Source organism: Bacillus sp. S14(2024), from assembly GCF_050473785.1.
GTDB classification, from domain to species: Bacteria; Bacillota; Bacilli; order Bacillales; family Bacillaceae_G; genus Bacillus_A; species Bacillus_A yunxiaonensis.
Genome location: NZ_JBFLUP010000006.1, coordinates 2,563,133 through 2,580,666, shown reverse-complemented (window position 1 = coordinate 2,580,666; position 17,534 = coordinate 2,563,133). Strand labels below are relative to the sequence as shown.

20 protein-coding genes and 1 pseudogene are annotated in these 17,534 nt (G+C 37.2%); 16 read left to right on the top strand and 5 right to left on the bottom strand.

Annotation, left to right across the window (positions count from 1 at the left end):
- Nucleotides 1-163 precede the first annotated feature (163 nt).
- From gpmA to AB1279_RS13380, 4 genes are all read left to right on the top strand, one after another.
- The gene (gpmA, locus tag AB1279_RS13395) at nucleotides 164-904 is read left to right on the top strand and encodes a 2,3-diphosphoglycerate-dependent phosphoglycerate mutase (protein ID WP_429759288.1); all 741 of its coding nucleotides are present in this window, start codon (nucleotides 164-166) and stop codon (nucleotides 902-904) included.
- 356 nt (nucleotides 905-1,260) lie between these two features.
- Nucleotides 1,261-2,727, top strand: a complete 1,467-nt coding sequence (locus tag AB1279_RS13390; protein WP_429759287.1) for an aminoacyl-histidine dipeptidase — start codon at nucleotides 1,261-1,263, stop codon at nucleotides 2,725-2,727.
- 196 nt (nucleotides 2,728-2,923) lie between these two features.
- The gene (locus AB1279_RS13385) at nucleotides 2,924-3,631 is read left to right on the top strand and encodes an SDR family oxidoreductase (RefSeq protein WP_429759285.1); all 708 of its coding nucleotides are present in this window, start codon (nucleotides 2,924-2,926) and stop codon (nucleotides 3,629-3,631) included.
- Between the two features lie 75 nt (nucleotides 3,632-3,706).
- Nucleotides 3,707-4,171, top strand: coding sequence for a putative iron-sulfur cluster-binding metallochaperone (locus tag AB1279_RS13380; RefSeq protein WP_429759284.1), 465 nt, complete (start codon nucleotides 3,707-3,709; stop codon nucleotides 4,169-4,171).
- Between the two features lie 141 nt (nucleotides 4,172-4,312).
- Here AB1279_RS13380 and AB1279_RS13375 read toward each other — a convergent pair whose 3' ends face one another.
- A complete protein-coding gene (locus AB1279_RS13375) occupies nucleotides 4,313-4,477 on the bottom strand; it encodes a hypothetical protein (protein ID WP_429759282.1) in 165 nt (54 codons plus the stop codon).
- Nucleotides 4,478-4,596: 119 nt separating this feature from the next.
- Nucleotides 4,597-5,115, bottom strand: coding sequence for a DinB family protein (locus AB1279_RS13370; RefSeq protein ID WP_429759281.1), 519 nt, complete (start codon nucleotides 5,113-5,115; stop codon nucleotides 4,597-4,599).
- Nucleotides 5,116-5,303: 188 nt separating this feature from the next.
- Between AB1279_RS13370 and AB1279_RS13365 the strand changes: the two genes are divergently transcribed.
- Nucleotides 5,304-5,438: a YuzL family protein gene (locus AB1279_RS13365; RefSeq protein WP_098307419.1), complete on the top strand. Its 135-nt coding sequence runs from the start codon at nucleotides 5,304-5,306 to the stop codon at nucleotides 5,436-5,438.
- A 236-nt stretch (nucleotides 5,439-5,674) separates the two neighbouring features.
- Here AB1279_RS13365 and AB1279_RS13360 read toward each other — a convergent pair whose 3' ends face one another.
- Nucleotides 5,675-6,112: an ABA4-like family protein gene (locus AB1279_RS13360; protein WP_429759279.1), complete on the bottom strand. Its 438-nt coding sequence runs from the start codon at nucleotides 6,110-6,112 to the stop codon at nucleotides 5,675-5,677.
- 33 nt (nucleotides 6,113-6,145) lie between these two features.
- Nucleotides 6,146-7,039 (bottom strand): hypothetical protein, encoded by an 894-nt coding sequence (locus tag AB1279_RS13355; RefSeq protein WP_429759278.1) that lies wholly within the window; start codon nucleotides 7,037-7,039, stop codon nucleotides 6,146-6,148.
- Nucleotides 7,040-7,247: 208 nt separating this feature from the next.
- On the opposite strand from AB1279_RS13355, the pseudogene AB1279_RS13350 reads away from it, so the two are divergent.
- A pseudogene (locus AB1279_RS13350) lies at nucleotides 7,248-7,856 on the top strand (SDR family oxidoreductase); the annotation flags it as partial.
- A 204-nt stretch (nucleotides 7,857-8,060) separates the two neighbouring features.
- Here AB1279_RS13350 and AB1279_RS13345 read toward each other — a convergent pair.
- Nucleotides 8,061-8,705 (bottom strand): formylglycine-generating enzyme family protein, encoded by a 645-nt coding sequence (locus AB1279_RS13345; protein ID WP_429761398.1) that lies wholly within the window; start codon nucleotides 8,703-8,705, stop codon nucleotides 8,061-8,063.
- Nucleotides 8,706-8,838: 133 nt separating this feature from the next.
- Here AB1279_RS13345 and AB1279_RS13340 point away from each other — a divergent pair, with 133 nt between their 5' ends.
- From AB1279_RS13340 to AB1279_RS13295, 10 genes are all read left to right on the top strand, one after another.
- Nucleotides 8,839-9,228 (top strand): SDR family NAD(P)-dependent oxidoreductase, encoded by a 390-nt coding sequence (locus AB1279_RS13340; RefSeq protein ID WP_429761396.1) that lies wholly within the window; start codon nucleotides 8,839-8,841, stop codon nucleotides 9,226-9,228.
- 226 nt (nucleotides 9,229-9,454) lie between these two features.
- Nucleotides 9,455-10,183, top strand: a complete 729-nt coding sequence (locus tag AB1279_RS13335; RefSeq protein WP_429749938.1) for an ABC transporter ATP-binding protein — start codon at nucleotides 9,455-9,457, stop codon at nucleotides 10,181-10,183.
- Entirely contained in the window at nucleotides 10,183-11,202 is a 1,020-nt protein-coding gene (locus AB1279_RS13330) for an ABC transporter permease (RefSeq protein ID WP_429759277.1), read from the top strand. The genes AB1279_RS13335 and AB1279_RS13330 overlap by 1 nt, the downstream gene beginning before the upstream one ends.
- Before the next feature lie 23 nt (nucleotides 11,203-11,225).
- Nucleotides 11,226-11,879, top strand: a complete 654-nt coding sequence (locus AB1279_RS13325) for a TetR/AcrR family transcriptional regulator (RefSeq protein ID WP_429759276.1) — start codon at nucleotides 11,226-11,228, stop codon at nucleotides 11,877-11,879.
- A 4-nt stretch (nucleotides 11,880-11,883) separates the two neighbouring features.
- Nucleotides 11,884-12,852 carry a YbgA family protein gene (locus AB1279_RS13320; protein ID WP_429759275.1) on the top strand — a complete coding sequence of 323 codons (969 nt, stop codon included), beginning with the start codon at nucleotides 11,884-11,886 and terminating at the stop codon, nucleotides 12,850-12,852.
- A gap of 213 nt (nucleotides 12,853-13,065) precedes the next feature.
- Nucleotides 13,066-14,211, top strand: coding sequence for an acyl-CoA dehydrogenase (locus AB1279_RS13315; protein WP_429759273.1), 1,146 nt, complete (start codon nucleotides 13,066-13,068; stop codon nucleotides 14,209-14,211).
- Between the two features lie 14 nt (nucleotides 14,212-14,225).
- On the top strand, nucleotides 14,226-15,563 hold the full coding sequence (locus AB1279_RS13310; RefSeq protein WP_429749930.1) for an acetyl-CoA carboxylase biotin carboxylase subunit: 1,338 nt from the start codon (nucleotides 14,226-14,228) through the stop codon (nucleotides 15,561-15,563).
- Nucleotides 15,564-15,590: 27 nt separating this feature from the next.
- On the top strand, nucleotides 15,591-15,806 hold the full coding sequence (locus AB1279_RS13305; RefSeq protein ID WP_429749929.1) for an acetyl-CoA carboxylase biotin carboxyl carrier protein subunit: 216 nt from the start codon (nucleotides 15,591-15,593) through the stop codon (nucleotides 15,804-15,806).
- Nucleotides 15,807-15,827: 21 nt separating this feature from the next.
- Nucleotides 15,828-16,739: a hydroxymethylglutaryl-CoA lyase gene (locus AB1279_RS13300; RefSeq protein ID WP_429759272.1), complete on the top strand. Its 912-nt coding sequence runs from the start codon at nucleotides 15,828-15,830 to the stop codon at nucleotides 16,737-16,739.
- A 4-nt stretch (nucleotides 16,740-16,743) separates the two neighbouring features.
- Nucleotides 16,744-17,532, top strand: coding sequence for an enoyl-CoA hydratase (locus tag AB1279_RS13295; protein ID WP_429759270.1), 789 nt, complete (start codon nucleotides 16,744-16,746; stop codon nucleotides 17,530-17,532).
- The last annotated feature ends 2 nt before the right edge of the window (nucleotides 17,533-17,534 follow it).

Genomic DNA, 17,534 nt, shown 5'->3' with positions numbered 1-17,534 from the left:
TAATGAAGAATTATCTAAATCGAAACCGGGATAACATTTACATGATTTATACAACATAAATAGAACAAATCGTGTAATAGCACATCATAGGAGTAATGAATAGAAACAGCATGATTACAATTGTAAGGTTAAAAATTTTTATTATTTAGGAGGATAATTCGTCATGATTAAAATTGTACTTCTTCGTCACGGTCAAAGTGTATGGAATTTGGAAAATAGGTTTACTGGATGGACGGATGTTGATATGTCTGATAAAGGATTACAGGAAGCAAGAGAGGCAGGACAAATTTTAAAGGCGAATGGTTATACGTTTGACGTAGCATACACTTCTGTGTTAAAACGAGCAATTCGAACGTTATGGATTATTCTTCATGAGATGGATCTCGCCTGGGTACCTGTTTATAAAACATGGCATTTAAATGAAAGGCATTATGGTGCACTGCAAGGCTTAAATAAGGATGAAACGATTAAAAAATATGGGGAAGAACAAGTACATATATGGCGCAGAAGTACAAATGTCAGACCGCCAGCACTTACGAAAGACGATCCGCGTTATGAAGTTTCAGATCCCAGATATAAATATCTCAAAGAAGGTGAATTTCCTCTTACAGAGTGTCTAGAAGATACAGGAAAACGAGTGCTTACGTATTGGCACAAAGAAATTGTACCAGTATTGAAAAAGGGCGAAAAAGTAATCATTTCATCACATGGTAATACAATTCGCTCACTTGTAAAGTATTTCGATAATCTATCTGATGATGGCGTTGTGACATTAAATATCCCTACGAGCATTCCGCTTGTGTATGAATTAGATGATAATTTAAAACCGATTAGACATTATTATTTGAGCATGGATGGAGAAGTACCAGAAGGTGAAATTCCGAAGCATATAACACTTTTATAAAAATGAATAGAAAATTTCATGTTATTAAAATGGATGTGTCATAAGGTGCATCCATTTTTGTTTTTTTAGATGAGTTATATTGTGAGTGTTTTTAGTAGTATGTTGAATAAAGTAATTTTTGAGGCTCTTGTTGATGGAATAGAGGGATTGTGTTGCTAGGAAGTGTATAAATATTAAAAGTGTATGAATTTTAAGCGTTAATTGACGAAATTATGATCTATGTAAGAGGTACAAACAGGCTATATATCATTTGAAAATGATACAATACTTATATAAACCTACACCTTGTTACATAGTAACAAGGTGTAGGGAAAATCAAAACTTAATTTTATTTTAATGGAAAAGAGGAGAAGCATATGTATACGAATTTAGAGGAATTAGTTACGCATCCTGTATTTCATCATTTTGCAGAAATTTCAAAGATTCCAAGAGGATCTGGTAATGAGAAAGAGATTAGTGATTATTTAGTAAAGTTTGCACAAGATAGAAATTTAGAAGTTGTGCAGGATCATGCATTAAATGTCATTATAAAGAAGCCAGCAACAGCTGGATATGAGAATGTGCCAACGATTATTATTCAAGGTCACATGGACATGGTGTGTGAGAAGAATCAATCGACCATCCATGATTTTGAAAAAGATCCAATTCAATTACGAATTGTCGAGGATATGCTGTATGCAAATCATACAACGTTAGGTGCGGATAATGGGATTGCAGTTGCATATGCATTATCCTTATTAGATGCAACTGATATTCCACATCCTGCTCTTGAAGTGGTTATTACGACAGAAGAAGAGACAACGATGGGCGGCGCTTTTGCAGTAGACCCTAGCCATTTTAGCGGTAAAATCTTTATAAACCTTGATTCAGAAGAAGATCATAAATTGTTAGTAAGTAGTGCTGGAGGCGCGAAAGCAGTTGAAACAATTCCTATTGTTTGGGAAGAAACACCAGTTAACGTATTACCTTATCGCCTTTTTGTTGGGGGATTAAAAGGTGGACATTCTGGCATGGAAATTGATAAAGAAAGAGGAAATGCCAATAAAATTTTAGGTAGAATCCTTCATGATTTATCGAATGAGATTTCATTTTTTATCAATGAAGTTTATGGCGGATTAAAAACAAATGCAATCCCGCGTGAAAGTGCAGCAACGATTTTACTTTCTGCAAGCGATGTGCAAAAGGTAGAAGAGAAAATAGAAGAGTGGACAGGCATTTTGCAAGAAGAACTACGTGCTGTGGACCCAGATATATATGTTTCACTTACGAAATTAGAAGAAACAGTTGAAAATGTATTTGCAAATGAAACACAAAAACAACTTATTTCTTCATTATTCTTAATCCCTAATGGTATTCAAAGTATGAGCATGGAGATAAAAGGATTAGTGGAAAGCTCTACAAACTTAGGTGTTGTAGAAACGTTACATAATGAAATCAAGTTAAGAAACGAAGTAAGAAGTTCTGTGAAAAGCTTAAAACAACATATTGTAAATGAAATTCAGCATATCGCAGAAGTATTGGGAGCACAGTTTGAAAAAGAATCTGAGTACCCAGAATGGCCATACAATCCAAACTCTTCAATTCGCAGTTTATTTGAAAAAGTGCATAAGGAAAAGTATGGCACAGACGCAGAGGTTTTTGCAGTACATGCGGGAATTGAGTGCGGGGTATTTATGGAGAAAATTCCAGGACTAGATGCGATTTCACTTGGACCAGATATGTTTCATGTTCATACACCAGATGAGCATGTAAGCATTCCTTCTGTTGTGAATAACTGGGAGTATTTTATTGAAGTATTGCGTGAGACTAAATCTTTGGTTTAAATATGTTTGAGATGAAAAGAGATGCTTATATTTTTAGAGCATCTCTTTTTGCTTAGTTTATTAAGTCAGTTGAAGACAATATTTAAATTACTACTAAAGTTGGAGAAAATTTAGTTAATATGTAGCAAGTATCTATAATTGAAAAAATATAAAATGAATTTAAGAATCAAAATGTTAGAGGGGAGAGAGAAACCAATTGGATAGAGAAAATAATAAAAAACTTGTGGTAATCACTGGAGTAACGCAAGGTTTAGGTCGGTCATTAATTGACCGTTTTTCTGAACTAGGTTGGTTGATTGTTGGATGTGGCCGTTCTCAAAGCAAGATAGAACAAATTAGGAGTCAATTTGACGACAAACATGATTTTCAATCCGTTGATGTTTCAGACGATAGGGCTGTTAGAGCTTGGGGAGAATATATTCTTCAGCGATACGGTGCACCAGATTTACTTATTAATAATGCTTCTATCGTTAATAAAAATGCAACGCTTTGGACTATTTCTTCGGAAGAATTTGCAAATGTTATGAATATCAACGTGAATGGTGTAGTCAATGTGATACGGTCATTTGTTCCAGCCATGATTCATAATAAACGAGGTGTCATTATCAACATTAGCTCAAGTTGGGGAAGGTCTGGCGAAGCTAAACTTGCACCGTATTGTGCTTCCAAGTTTGCTATTGAGGGTTTGACTCAATCAATGGCATTAGAATTACCAAAAGAAATGGCAGTAGTTTCAATTGATCCAGGTGGTAGCATCAATACTCCGATGCTGCATTCGTGTGCACCAGAATATATATCAAATTCCCCAACACCTGAAGCTTGGTCATATGTCGCTGTACCATACATGCTTAGTATCACATCCAAAGACAATGGAAAATCAATTACTTGTCCAAAGGTTTCTTAAAGTATCATATCTGATAGATACGAATATACACTTTGGTTTGGTGGTGAAATTTTGTAAAAGGGGGTTCTATGTAAAATGGGAGACTGCTGCGGTGCTTCGAAAAATGCAACTAACGATGTTGTTTGCCCTTTATCCAAAACGAAAGGAAAACAAGTTAAATTGATTACCTTAAAAAGTTTGCTGGATGCTAATGCCTTGGCTCGATTGGAGTCAGATAAAACATACTATTTTTGTTCAGAGCAAGAATGTAATGTGGTGTACTTTAATGAAGAACAGCAAGTATTTATTAAAAATGATCTTAAGGTTCCTGTTTTTCAAAAAGATATACAGGAAGACGTGCCTGCTTGTTACTGTTTTAATTGGACACGATCACGTATTCATGAAGAAATAAAACAAACCGGAAAGAGCCAAGTGGTACAAGAGATATCAATGCATATTAAAGCAGACCGTTGTGGATGCGAGGTAAATAATCCTCAAGGTTCTTGTTGTTTAGGAAACGTATCTGCGTTTATAAAGCAAATTGAAAAATCATATTATTAACTTCTGCTAACATCAATCATGTGAACGAAGCAAAAAATAGCTAGAGCTCGTAGCAGTTATCTACCTCAACTCTAGCTATTTTTGTTTATCATATCTGGCGAGAAGACTTCCACCTCAAGCGCGAAGTGGTAGGTGGGGAGTTCAATCAGAATCAATAAGGTTAACAGCCCTAACTTTCATGTCGGGTTGTTGAGCTAATATTTGTTGTTTTGCTTCTTCTATATTACGCGCTTGTACTTTTCTGTAATACACAACTCCTTTAGGACATTGATATTCAACATTATAGTCTTTCTGTTTAGAGTCCATTTTTATTCCTCCTTCACATGATGTGAATTTTTAAGGGAGTATCTCTTTTGAGATTTTAGATATATTCGTTAAAAATTCCTCTTATAATATTTTTACTTGTGAAAAGGTCAAAATAAACATTATTTCTTTGATCCACTCATTGCATACAAATAAAAAATATAATCAGTTGAAGTCCCTGAAAAACCTAACTGTCTTAACATAGCTGTTATATTTCCGCGATGATATGTTCCATGATTCACAACATGCTGTATCAATTCAAAAACAGTCGTTTCTAGCCGTCCAAAGTGAGGGTGTTCAGGAGAAACGGCTGCATCTAAGTTTTCTTGACGAGCGAAAAATGTTTGATAGTCTTCGGAAGAATTCAGAAATAACTGTTCCATTTCTTCCATGCTTGTTCCTTTTATTTTTTCTGAAAGCTGTATTGCTGATGTCTTCACTTCATCAAAAGGTTTACCTAATAAAGTACCTAACCAAATTGTATCAGTAATATACATATGTACAAATGTTTGTGAAATAGAGGGAAATACACTTTGTACTTCTGTTGACCAAATATCTGTTGGCAATGTTTTTAAGTGTGCAAATATTCTGCTGTTTGCCCATACATGATAATCATACGCTTGTAATGCTGGATGTTTCATTAAAAATTCCTCCGATTTCATTTGATTTCACGTTATAAAGGGATTGCTTACTTTAAATATACAACCGGTGTTCATGATTTTCCTGTTAGAAACTATGAAAAAGCAGTTTATTAAAGGAAGGGGGTTTTTTACTTTGTCCTGCATAGTTTCTAACATCTAAGCAAAAAGTAACGTTGGAGGTGAGCAAAGTGGGTCGAAAAACTAAACAGGATCCTTCCAGAGCGGGTCTTGGTTCTTCACAAGTCGAAGGTCAAGGAACTACCACGCAAGAAACAGGTTCCATGAAAGTACCTTCATCAAATAAGAGACAAAAACGTAGTTAATCATAATTTTTCATGAATTTACTGTGAAACGTAGTAAAGTGAAAAAGCCATTGGAATTATGCTTATTAATTCCAATGGCTTTTTTAGATGTTGAAAAATTTTCCTATGTTCTCTTAATATGACCACTACTACCTGAACCTTGATATGTAGAAGTGAATTTATCCGGAATCTGAAAATGTGTAGAATCCAATACACGAATACGAAAAAACGTTATACTTTCGATAGCTTGCTTAGTTTTATAAAGTTATCTTGTTCCGTTTCCTTACCCGCCGCAGCACAAGATAACATAACAACCCAAGCGGACCGAACATCAGGATAAGGAATAAGAGTATAGATTGCAACGGTATAGATACATACCGATGCTCCATGTTATCCCTATAAACGTAATGGCCGATCGCCTGATCGAAGCAAAGCAAATGAAGCCAGACGAGTAAGGCAAAGTCCGATTTGGACAACAGTCGGATGACACCCTCCGCCGACCCGAAATCTTGAACGAATCCAAAGCCTGAACCTACGATAACCATGATGATCCCAATAGCATAAAGTACAGCGAGATACATAGGAAAAATGGCTATGCCCGCGAGAAACCTTGTGACTCGCCACGTCGGCAACAGTATCAAAAGAAGCCAGAGCAGTATAGCTATGCCCGCAAGAGAAAACAGCTTTTCATACATCGTTACAATTCCCCTCTCCAGGAAAATATTGCTTTAATTTCTATGCGATGATGGATTGGCAGACACCGGCTTCGGTCTCAGCAGTTCAATTGCAGCGGCAACGAATGTGGCAAGCCAAATGAGCAGCATGGCGCCGGAAAGGAGCGGCAACACTGTCAGTTCAAAAATGGAACGTCCGAGGGCGGTTTGTAAACCAATCAGCACGATGGAAAGCGTCCAGGCGAAACTCCCACAATGAATTCGCCGCAGGGCATGCTTCCTACATGTATATGCCCGCTCCGATAACCATCCTAGCAACGTTAGTGCCTGCAAAGCATGAAAGCCGAGCCCATGAAGGACAATTAAGTTTCCTGCCTCGCCCGTATATCGGCCTTGCAGCGCGATCATCCATATTCCTGAGGCAAAGGCAATAATGGTTGAGAAAAGCGCATAGCGGATGCCCAATACTAAAAGTGGACGTTCATTCGTCTGTCTTTTGCGATAAAACGGGATGGCAAGCAGTACAGTCACGATGATGATCAACAGTGAATCAAGCCCGAACAAAGCGCCGGCAATCGAATCGATGGCAGAGCCGGCACGCGTAAACCGCGGATTAATCCCGCGAAAATGCTGGATCGTTTCGATTGCATAGGCATATAGAGTTGTCAGTGTGAAAGCCCAACGAATAGCTGCCCGTTTGCGGGAACTCAGCCCCGCTATCGGTAAAATGGCTGCTATGGACAAAATAAACAATGCGATTGCGGCATTGAAAGAAAATGCTCGCTCCAAGTCGCCTTCTGGAAAAATGATTGCCCCGTATAGTCCAATATATACCGCAATACCAACTGCAAGCACAAAACCAAGCATGCTAATAATTACGAGCAGCTTTTCTCCATCAAAGAGCTTCATCCCCGGCATTTTGTCGACCTTTTGATTGCCTGCCTTCATCAATTGATCATTCCTTTCTCATGATTTCTTTTAATGGAAATGACTTTCATATTCTATTTATTAACAAATAAATAAAATATGAATAAAAAAGGCAGCACTGTTACTGCTTGGGCTGTCTGTTGCCGTATCACTAATTTGAACTGTTATTTCGTTTTATCCTTTTATTTTTGTCTATCCAACACCAGTTTGTCCGGGGATGATGATTACTACAATTGCAAGAATAAAAGAACAGGGAGGAGAAGTATTTTTCATACAAACAGGTGTAAGACTAGAAACAGATATTGTACGATTAATGAAAGTAGCTAATCAAACATATGGTTAGATAGATATTTTAATTAATAATGCGGGAAAAACGTTATTCAAGTCTCCTTACGATATATCGATAGAAGAATGGAACGACGTAATATATACAAACTTAAGAAGTGTTTTCTTGGGATCACGTTAAGCAGCAAAATATATGCGGCTTAACAAGGAAGGTGGATCTATTGTGAATATTGCCTCCACAAGGGCCATCATGTCTGAGCCGAATTCAGAATCTTATGCTGCCACAAAAGGTGGGATTGTTGCAATTACTCATGCACTTGCAGCTTCATTTGGTGAAGATAGGATCACTGTTAATGCCATTTCCCCAGGTTGGATTGAAACAGGGGACTATGAAAAATTAAGTGCAATTGATCATGAACAGCATCTATCAAAGCGTGTAGGAAAACCAGATGATATTGCACGAGCTTGTCTTTATTTAACAGCTAAAGAAAATGATTTTGTTACAGGTATTAATCTTGTCATAGACGGTGGAATGATGAGGAATAGGAGGTAAGCAATATATTAACTTCCTTGGTGAATATAAATTTAGGTAATCAACCATCTTAGAATCACTACGCATACTCCAAAATTAAAAAATAGAAAGCCGATTTTCTCATGTTAAGGGAAAGTGGCTTTCTATTTAGAAAATAATGCTTTATCACGGATTTTATTTAATTTTGGAACTCCGTTAGTTGAACTGTAAAACCTCGAAAAGGGGTTAAAAAGACTGGGCAAGACGGAATCCAAGGTCGTCTATACAAAATGTTGGATGGCTACGACGACGACACGAAGCCCCACAACCTCTGGACTCTTCAGCCCAGCTACCTCCTCGAAAAATTCGGTAGGAGCCGTACACTTGTTCATCATATAAATCCCAACACCACTCCCAAACATTACCTAACATATCATACAGACCCCATGCATTCGGTTCCTTTTTTCCTACTTCATGGATGGTGCCGCCTGAATTTTCATTATACCAGGCAATATTATCAAGCTCTCCGTATCTATAACCAGTGGTCCCTGCTTTACATGCATATTGCCACTCTGCTTCTGAAGGAAGTCGATAGCCGTCTGATTCCCAATCACAAATTATGTTTTCACCATCATTACTTATAGAATAACACTCTTTCAATCCAGCTTTCTGTGAAAGTAGATTACAAAATGAAATTGCATCATTCCAAGAAATATTCACAACCGGTTTTAAATCTCCGTCAAAAGAATTAGGTGATTTATTTGTAATAGCATAGTATAGATCCATAGTTACAGGATACCGGGCAAGACGAAACGGTCTTATTTCAGCTTTCCATTTACTTTTTATTCTATCGTCTCTTAATTCTATTTCTCCCCCTGGAATTTTTACCATTTGATAGTCAAGGTAACTCTTTATTTCATTTGACACTATACCTTCCTCCTAATGATCTTTATTTTACAAATTTTACCTTGTGCAGGACCGTTAAATCAATATAAAAATTACGTTGTTTTTAACCTAGGTAGACATCGTCATCAAATTAAGGTATGGCGAATTCTATGACATGTCGATTGGAGAGTGGAAAGAAATCATGGATATTAATTTGTGGGGAGCCATTTACGGAACTCAAGTTGGATATAATCTTATGAAAGAGCAAGGTTTTGGTCACATTGTTAATACAGCATCAGCAGTTAATATTGATAAATCAGTTATTACGAAACAGTTGAAAAAGCAAAAAATGATGCCCCCGCAGCAACTCGCAAAAATTACATTAGCTGGCATCCATAAAAATAAACCAATCATTTGTCCAATGCCAATGCGAAGAACAATGGATATTATTTTTACGTTGTTTCCATCGGTTCATAGAAAATTGATGAGATTTGTATGTACAGTAAGTAGAAAAGCTCGTTTGAATTAATAAAAAAACGATATCCTAAAAAGAAACACGCTATTCTTTTTGTGAAAATACTGGAAAAGATGGTGTGTTTTTTATATCTTTAAATGCTTCTTAACATGTCAATAATGAATAATTAAGAGGAAAACACGTATTACACCAACAACTAAAAGAAACATTTGACATATATTAGTATCAGTTTAAAATAAAAGTGAGTACTCACTCATAAATATGAAGAGGAGGAAAGTATATGTCTCCAACAAATGAGGCAGTATTGCTTAAAGGCGTTTCCAAGTACTTTGGAAAGAAACAAGTGATTCAAGATATTTCATTTTCTGTCGGAGAAGCTGAAATTTTTGGTTTAGTCGGCCCTTCTGGTTCGGGGAAGACGACACTTATTAAAATGATTGCTGGTATTAGCGAAGCAACAGCAGGAGAAGTAACTGCACTGCAAACGGTTATGCCAAATTTGGATGGAATGAAACAAATTGGGTATATGGCACAAGCTGATGCATTGTATGATGAACTATCTGCTTATGAAAATGCTGATTTTATTGCGACAATGTACGGATTAAAAGGAAAGCAAAAGAAGGAGCGCATTTCTGAAGTTTTTGAGCTTGTTCAGTTATCTGAGGATGCAAAAAAGCAAGTACAGCATTTTTCAGGTGGAATGAAGAAACGTTTATCACTTGCTATGTCACTGTTGCATGAACCTAAGCTTCTTATTTTAGATGAACCGACTGTTGGGATTGATCCTGTTCTTCGAAAATCAATTTGGGATAAGTTTTATGAGCTGAAAAAACAAGGAACGACAATTATTGTTACAACGCACATTATGGATGAAGCAGAATTTTGTGAACGCCTTGGTTTAATTCGTGAAGGAAAGTTAATCGCAATGGGTTCCCCAGTTGAATTAAAAGAGCGAACAACATCTGGACGTATTGAGGATGTCTTTTTACTGGAAGGAGCGGTGGAGTGATGAGAGTATTTGGAGTTGTTATCCGCATTATTCGTCAGTTTTTCCGAGATAAAAGGTCGCTTGCGCTTATGTTTGGAGCACCGATGCTGCTTCTTTGGCTTCTTTCACTTGTATTCACACAAAAAGATTACAAGCCTCATATTGCTTTAGTTGATGTACCAGCACCAATTGTAGAATCAATGAAAAAGCAAGATGCTTCTTTTTATGAGTATGATAAGGAAAAAGCACGTAGTGAATTAGAACATCAAGCAATTGATGCGATAGTTACTGTAGATTATGGCAAGATGAAAATAACGTTAGAAGGTAGCGATTCATCGAAAAATCGTGCTGTCATGCAAGTTTTGCAAAAAAGTATGGAGAAAAAAGAACCGACGACTATGAAGCCTGATGTTTCTTATTTACATGGATCAGCTGATTTTACAATGTTTGATGGATTAGGTCCGGTATTAATTGGTTTCTTTACATTTTTCTTTGTCTTTATTTTATCAGGGGTTTCATTCGTTCGAGAACGTTTAAGCGGGACTTTGGAACGATTATTATCGACCCCAATTCGACGCTGGGAAATTGTTGCGGGTTATATCATTGGATTCGGTATCTTTGCGTTTTTACAATCCGTACTCATTGTTAGTTTCTCTGTGTATATTCTTGATTTATATGTTGCAGGTTCACCTTGGCTCACGTTACTTATTACATGTATGCTTTCATTAACAGCACTAACACTTGGAACATTTTTATCAGCGTATGCAAACAATGAATTTCAAATGATTCAATTTATTCCATTGGTCATTGTGCCGCAAATTTTCTTTTCGGGTTTATTTCCGATTGAGTCTATGAATAAGTGGTTACAACTTCTTGGAAAGCTATTTCCATTAACATACGGTGCAGATGCGATGCGGCAAGTTATGATTCGAAATCAAGGGTTTAGCGAAATTGCTGCCGATCTTGGAGTCTTATTATTATTTGCGCTTGTGTTTACAGTAGGTAACGTATTTGCTTTGAAGAAGCATAGAAGAATATAATGGAAATAAAAAAGGAGCTTATCATGAAAGAGGATTGGTTAGAGGAATTAATTGCCGCCACTGGGACGGATAAGCGCAATGAACGGCAAATGCGCATTTTAGAAGCGGCAGTGGATATGTTTAGTGAAAAGGGATATTCGGCAACTTCAACGAGTGAAATTGCGAAGCGTGCAGGTGTAGCGGAAGGAACGATCTTCCGCTACTATAAAACGAAAAAAGATTTATTGTTTGCCGTTGTGATGCCGACTTTGACGAAATTTGCTGCACCGTTTTTTGTGCAAACTTTTGCGAAAGAAATATTTGAAAATACGTATGATTCATATGAGAATTTTTTACGTACTGTCATTCGGAATCGTTTTGAATTTGCAAGAAAACACTTTCCAATGCTGAAAATTCTAATTCAAGAAGTACCGTTTCACCCTGAATTGAAAGATGAAATTCAGCAGTTATTAGCAAAAGAAATTTACTCTCGTTTCGAAAAAATAGTTCATCATTTTCAGGAGCAAGGACAAATCATTGAACTTCCAACACCAGCAGTATTACGGTTTACCTTATCACCTGTTATTGGTTTGATTTTAACTCGCTTTTTATTACTACCAGAAGAAAGGTGGGATGATGAGGCTGAGATTGAATCTACGGTTCAATTCATTTTATACGGGCTAACACCTCGGAGGTAAGCATATGAGGCAATTCGCAAAACCAACAGTTGTCGTAAGTAAATGTTTAGAATTTGAAGCATGTCGTTATAACGGTGACAAGATTTCTGATACAACAGTACAGAATTTACAACCATATGTAGAATTCATTCCCATTTGTCCAGAGGTAGAAATTGGCCTCGGTGTTCCAAGGGAAACCATTCGTATTGTCGAACAAGATGGGACGCAAAAATTAGTTCAGCCATCAACAGGTGCCGATTTAACGGATAAAATGCAGCAGTTTTCAGATGTATTTTTATCTTCTCTACCGGATATAGATGGTTTTATTTTGAAAAATAGGTCTCCAAGTTGCGGAACTCGTGATGTGAAAATATATGCTGGGGTAGGAAAAGCACCAACAAAAGGAAAGGGTGCGGGTTTATTTGGCAGTGCAGTATTAGCTACCTTTTCACATTTAGCAATTGAGGAAGAAGGAAGATTGTCGAATTTCATCATTCGTGAACATTTCTTTACGCAATTATTTACGATTGCTCATTTTAAAACATTAAAAAAGAAGAAAAGCATGAAGGCCTTAGTTGAATTTCAATCCGATTATAAATACTTATTCATGGCGTACAATCAAACGAAGCAAAAAGAATTAGGGCGTATCATTGCTAATCAGGCAAAATGTCCGATTGATGAAGTATTTGCAAATTATGAAAAAACATTGTATGAGTTGTTAAAGCGTACACCGCGTTATACATCAAATATAAACGTATGTCAGCATATTTTTGGCTATTTTAAAAATAAATTGAAGAAAGAAGAGAAGGATCATTTTCTTTCTTTACTTAGTAAGTATGCAGAAAAGAAAATACCATTAAGTAGTATTCTCACTATTTTAAAATCGTGGGCACTTCGGTTTGAAGAAACATATTTACTAAAACAAACATATTTTGAACCATATCCGGAAGTTTTAGTTGATATCACAGATTCTGGAAAAGGTAGAGATTATTAAACAAAAAACTACATAATTCGACCTTTTAATTCCTATGTTGTTGTAGAACAATGTAGGAATTTTTTTGTGCATTAGTACAGATTCTGTTTTACAATTGAATTATGACAGAATTATAGCAATTATCTCACTACTGTTTATTCTTTTTTCGATGCAACATTTGTACTATATATGCGCACGCTGTCGAAATAGCGAATTCGATTAGGGGTGTGACAAATGGAATTTACTCTTACTAGAGAAAAACAAATGATTAAAGAAATGGTACGCGACTTTGCTGAAAAGGAAATTGCTCCAAAAGCGGTGTATTACGACAAAACGGCAGAATTCCCATATGAAACGTTTCAAAAGATGGGCGAACTTGGTTTGTTAGGAATCCCATTCCCTGAAGAATACGGTGGTTCTGGCGGCGATACGTTATCGTATGCATTAGCAGTTGAAGAAATTGGCCGTGCTTGCGGTGGTACAGGATTAAGTTATGCTGCAACAATCTCACTGGGCGCATCTCCAATTTATTATTTTGGTACAGAAGAACAAAAACAAAAATATTTAGTTCCAATGGCATCTGGTAAAACACTTGGTGCATTTGGATTAACAGAGCCAAACGCTGGATCTGATGCTGGTGGTACACAAACGAAAGCGGTATTAGATGGTGAGGAATATGTAATTAGCGGCGAGAAGTGCTGGATTACAAATGCTGAGTATGCAAATACGATTATTGTAACCGCTGTCAACGGCGTTGAGGAAAGCGGTAAGAAACGTATTTCTGCTTTTATCGTACCGACAAATAGCGAAGGATTAACAATTTCTAGTCCGTACGACAAAATGGGCGTTCGTGCTTCAAATACATGTGAAATTGTTTTAGATGGCGTTCGTGTACCAAAGGAAAATATCCTTGGGGATGTAAATAAAGGCTTTAAACAATTTTTATATACGTTAGATGGCGGCCGTATTTCTATCGCTTCATTAGCAGTAGGGATTGCTCAATCTGCATTTGAGCGTGCATTGCAATACGCAAAGGAGCGTAAGCAATTTGGTCGTTCTCTATCAAACTTCCAAGCAATTCAATTTAAATTGGCAGATATGGCAACAGAAATTGAATTAGCACGCAATATGGTACATAAAGCTGCTTGGTTAAAAGATAATGATAAGCCATTTGGAAAAGAAGCTGCGATGGCAAAGCTTTTTGCATCTGAAACAGCAAGTCGTGTATCAAATCAAGCAGTTCAAATTCATGGTGGTTATGGATACATGCGTGAGTATGAAGTAGAGCGTCATATTCGTGATGCAAAGTTACTAGAAATTGGTGAAGGTACTTCTGAAATTCAACGTCTCGTTATTTCAAGACATTTAGGATGTCGTTAATAGGAGGGTTCACTATGTTTCAAAAAATATTAATTGCTAACCGTGGTGAAATTGCTGTTCGTATTATAAAAACGTGTCAAAAACTTGGGATTCGTACAGTTGCGATATATTCAGAAGCTGATGAGTTTGCACTTCATGTGAAAATGGCAAATGAAGCATACCTTGTTGGTGGTCCACGCGTCCAAGAAAGTTATTTAAATCTCGAAAAGATCATTGAAATTGCAAAAGAAACAAATGTGGAGGCAATTCATCCAGGTTATGGATTGCTATCAGAAAATCCAACATTTGCAGCACGCTGCGAAGAAGAAGGAATTGTCTTTATTGGTCCTTCTAAAGATGTTATTGCGAAGATGGGAAGTAAAATCGAGTCCCGTAAAGCAATGCTAGAAGCTGAAGTTCCAATTGTACCTGGTATTTCAACTAGCATTCCAACAGTTGAAGAAGCGAAAGAAATTGCAAGTCAAATTGGTTATCCACTTATGTTAAAAGCATCCGCTGGCGGCGGAGGCATTGGTATGCAAGTGATTGAAACTGAACAAGCGCTCACTCAAGCATTTGAAAGTAATCAAACGCGTGCAAAAAATTTCTTCGGAAACGGAGAAATGTATATGGAACGATTGATTACAAATGCGCATCATATTGAGATTCAAGTACTTGCTGATAAACAGGGGAATACAGTGTATTTGTGGGAACGTGAATGCTCTGTGCAGCGCCGTAATCAAAAAGTAATCGAAGAAGCGCCATCTCCATTTTTAGATGAAGAAACGCGCAAGGCGATGGGAGAAGTTGCGGTAAAAGCTGCTAAAGCACTTGGATATGCGAATGCAGGGACAATTGAATTTCTTGTTGATGATGAGAAAAATTTCTATTTCTTAGAAATGAATACGAGATTACAAGTAGAGCATCCAGTAACAGAAGAAATTACAGGTCTTGATTTAGTCGAGCAACAACTTCGCATTGCATCAGGCGAAACGCTTTCGTTTACGCAGGACGAAGTAAAGCGTAGTGGTCATGCCATTGAAGCTCGTATTTATGCGGAAGATCCAAAAACATTTTTCCCATCACCGGGGAAAATCAAGTCTCTTTCTCTTCCGACATCAGTTCGCGTCGATCATTTCTTAGAAGATGGTGTAACAATTACACCGTTTTATGATCCGATGATTGCAAAAATAATTGCACATGGTGAAACGCGTGAAGATGCAATTCAAAAACTGCAAGTAGCATTAGAAGAATTGAAAGTGGAAGGCATTAAAACAAATACGCCAATGCTTCTGCAAGTGTTAGAAGATGAAGTATTTCAAAGTGGTATTTACACAACAAGCTTTGTCACGAAACAGCTTGTGAAAAAATAAAGGTTACGAAATTTAAAGGAGGAAATAATGATGACAAAAGTGTATGCATCGATGGCAGGAAACGTTTGGAAAATTGTAGTGGGTGTAGGAGATACAGTAGAGGAAGATCAAGATGTCGTCATTTTAGAATCTATGAAAATGGAAATTCCAATCGCTGCAGAAGAATCTGGAACAGTTATGAAGATTCTTGTGCAAGAAGGCGATTTTGTTAATGAGGGAGATGTATTAGTAGAAATTGAATAATTAGAAACGGGGTGTAATCGATTGAAACTACCTTCTTTTGCTTCTATTAAAGAAGTTGGACCGCGTGATGGTTTGCAAAATGAAAAGAAAATTGTTGGCTCAAAAGATAAAGTGAAATGGATTCATATGTTGGCAGACGCAGGTCTTTCTTATATTGAAGTTTCATCTTTCGTTCACCCTAAATGGATTCCGGCTTTAGCAGATGCACAAGATGTGTTTACAATGCTTGAGCGGAAACCACATGTTACATATGCAGCTCTCGTTCCAAATCAAAATGGTTTGGAACGGGCGCTTTTGCAAGATGTAGATGAGGTGAACGTTTTTTTATCTGCCAGTGAAACGCATAATAAGAAAAATATTAATAAATCAATTGATGAAGCACTTTCTGTTATTGAAGATATAACGAAACAATCGCTATTTGCTGGGAAAACGGTACGTGGTTACGTATCTACTGTGTTTGGTTGTCCGTATGAGGGTGAAATAAGCGTTCATGCCGTTGATGAACTTTGTAACAAATTGTTTTCGTACGGTATTTATGAAGTATCGCTTGGAGATACGATTGGGGTGGCAAATCCAGCACAAGTGGAACGTGTGCTAGAGCATTTGCTCAAAAAATATGATTCTTCTAAATTTGCAATGCACTTTCATAATACGTACGGCATGGCACTTGCCAATGTTGTAAAGTCATTAGAATGTGGTATCACAACTTTTGACAGCTCATGCGGTGGTCTTGGCGGATGTCCGTATGCACCAGGTGCGTCTGGAAATGTCGCAACAAATGATTTAGTTCACATGCTTCATAAAATGGGCGTGCAGACAAATGTAAATGAAGAAAAGTTATTACAGGCAACGAATTTTATTCAAAGCAAACTCGATATGCAGATTCCAAGCCATGTATACCGTGCTTTGCAACATAAAACAGTGAGTAGGTGATCCCATGTTACAGCTGCAAAATATTTCAGTTGAATACGTAACGCCTCATATTGTGAAAGTAACACTAAATCGTGAACGACAAGCAAATGCTTTATCACTTGCTCTTTTAGAAGAATTACAAGAGACACTTAGTCGTATTAACGAAGAAAATGATGTCCGTGTCGTAATGATTACGGGTGCAGGTGCAAAAGCATTTTGTGCAGGAGCAGATTTAAAAGAACGCGCGAATATGAACGAAGAACAAGTGCGGCATGCAGTTGGGATGATTCGTTCAACAATGGATATGGTTGAACAATTATCACAACCTGTTATTGCAGTCATAAATGGGATTGCGCTTGGCGGTGGTACAGAATTAAGTCTTGCTTGTGATATTCGCATCGCTTCTGAAACAGCAAGTCTTGGTTTAACAGAAACCTCGCTCGCGATTATTCCAGGAGCCGGTGGTACGCAGCGTCTTCCGCGTTTAATTGGAATTGGACGTGCAAAAGAATTAATTTATACAGCAAGACGTATTTCCTCTGCAGAAGCAAAGGAATATGGACTTGTGGAACATGTTGTTCCTGCTAAAGAACTAGAAGAAAAAGCGATTGAAATTGCAAAACAAATTGCAAAGAATGGTCCAATTGCTGTTCGCCTTGCGAAAGAAGCGATTACAAATGGTATGCAGGTAGATTTGCAGACCGGTTTACAAATGGAAAGACAAGCGTATGAAGGAGTTATTCATACGAAAGATCGCTTAGAAGGATTACAAGCATTTCGCGAAAAACGGAAGCCGATTTATAAGGGGGAATAAAC

What these genes read in the sequence shown, in the direction of transcription:
- AB1279_RS13305 (WP_429749929.1), top strand. Translation starts at nt 15,591, where the DNA reads ATGATGACAAAAGTGTATGCATCGATGGCAGGAAACGTTTGGAAAATT.
- AB1279_RS13330 (WP_429759277.1), top strand. Translation starts at nt 10,183, where the DNA reads ATGAGAGTATTTGGAGTTGTTATCCGCATTATTCGTCAGTTTTTCCGA.
- AB1279_RS13380 (WP_429759284.1), top strand. Translation starts at nt 3,707, where the DNA reads ATGGGAGACTGCTGCGGTGCTTCGAAAAATGCAACTAACGATGTTGTT.
- AB1279_RS13335 (WP_429749938.1), top strand. Translation starts at nt 9,455, where the DNA reads ATGTCTCCAACAAATGAGGCAGTATTGCTTAAAGGCGTTTCCAAGTAC.
- AB1279_RS13325 (WP_429759276.1), top strand. Translation starts at nt 11,226, where the DNA reads ATGAAAGAGGATTGGTTAGAGGAATTAATTGCCGCCACTGGGACGGAT.
- AB1279_RS13310 (WP_429749930.1), top strand. Translation starts at nt 14,226, where the DNA reads ATGTTTCAAAAAATATTAATTGCTAACCGTGGTGAAATTGCTGTTCGT.
- gpmA (WP_429759288.1), top strand. Translation starts at nt 164, where the DNA reads ATGATTAAAATTGTACTTCTTCGTCACGGTCAAAGTGTATGGAATTTG.
- AB1279_RS13370 (WP_429759281.1), bottom strand. Translation starts at nt 5,115, where the DNA reads ATGAAACATCCAGCATTACAAGCGTATGATTATCATGTATGGGCAAAC.
- AB1279_RS13315 (WP_429759273.1), top strand. Translation starts at nt 13,066, where the DNA reads ATGGAATTTACTCTTACTAGAGAAAAACAAATGATTAAAGAAATGGTA.
- AB1279_RS13375 (WP_429759282.1), bottom strand. Translation starts at nt 4,477, where the DNA reads ATGGACTCTAAACAGAAAGACTATAATGTTGAATATCAATGTCCTAAA.
- AB1279_RS13320 (WP_429759275.1), top strand. Translation starts at nt 11,884, where the DNA reads ATGAGGCAATTCGCAAAACCAACAGTTGTCGTAAGTAAATGTTTAGAA.
- AB1279_RS13355 (WP_429759278.1), bottom strand. Translation starts at nt 7,039, where the DNA reads ATGAAGGCAGGCAATCAAAAGGTCGACAAAATGCCGGGGATGAAGCTC.
- AB1279_RS13345 (WP_429761398.1), bottom strand. Translation starts at nt 8,705, where the DNA reads ATGGTAAAAATTCCAGGGGGAGAAATAGAATTAAGAGACGATAGAATA.
- AB1279_RS13390 (WP_429759287.1), top strand. Translation starts at nt 1,261, where the DNA reads ATGTATACGAATTTAGAGGAATTAGTTACGCATCCTGTATTTCATCAT.
- AB1279_RS13360 (WP_429759279.1), bottom strand. Translation starts at nt 6,112, where the DNA reads ATGTATGAAAAGCTGTTTTCTCTTGCGGGCATAGCTATACTGCTCTGG.
- AB1279_RS13295 (WP_429759270.1), top strand. Translation starts at nt 16,744, where the DNA reads ATGTTACAGCTGCAAAATATTTCAGTTGAATACGTAACGCCTCATATT.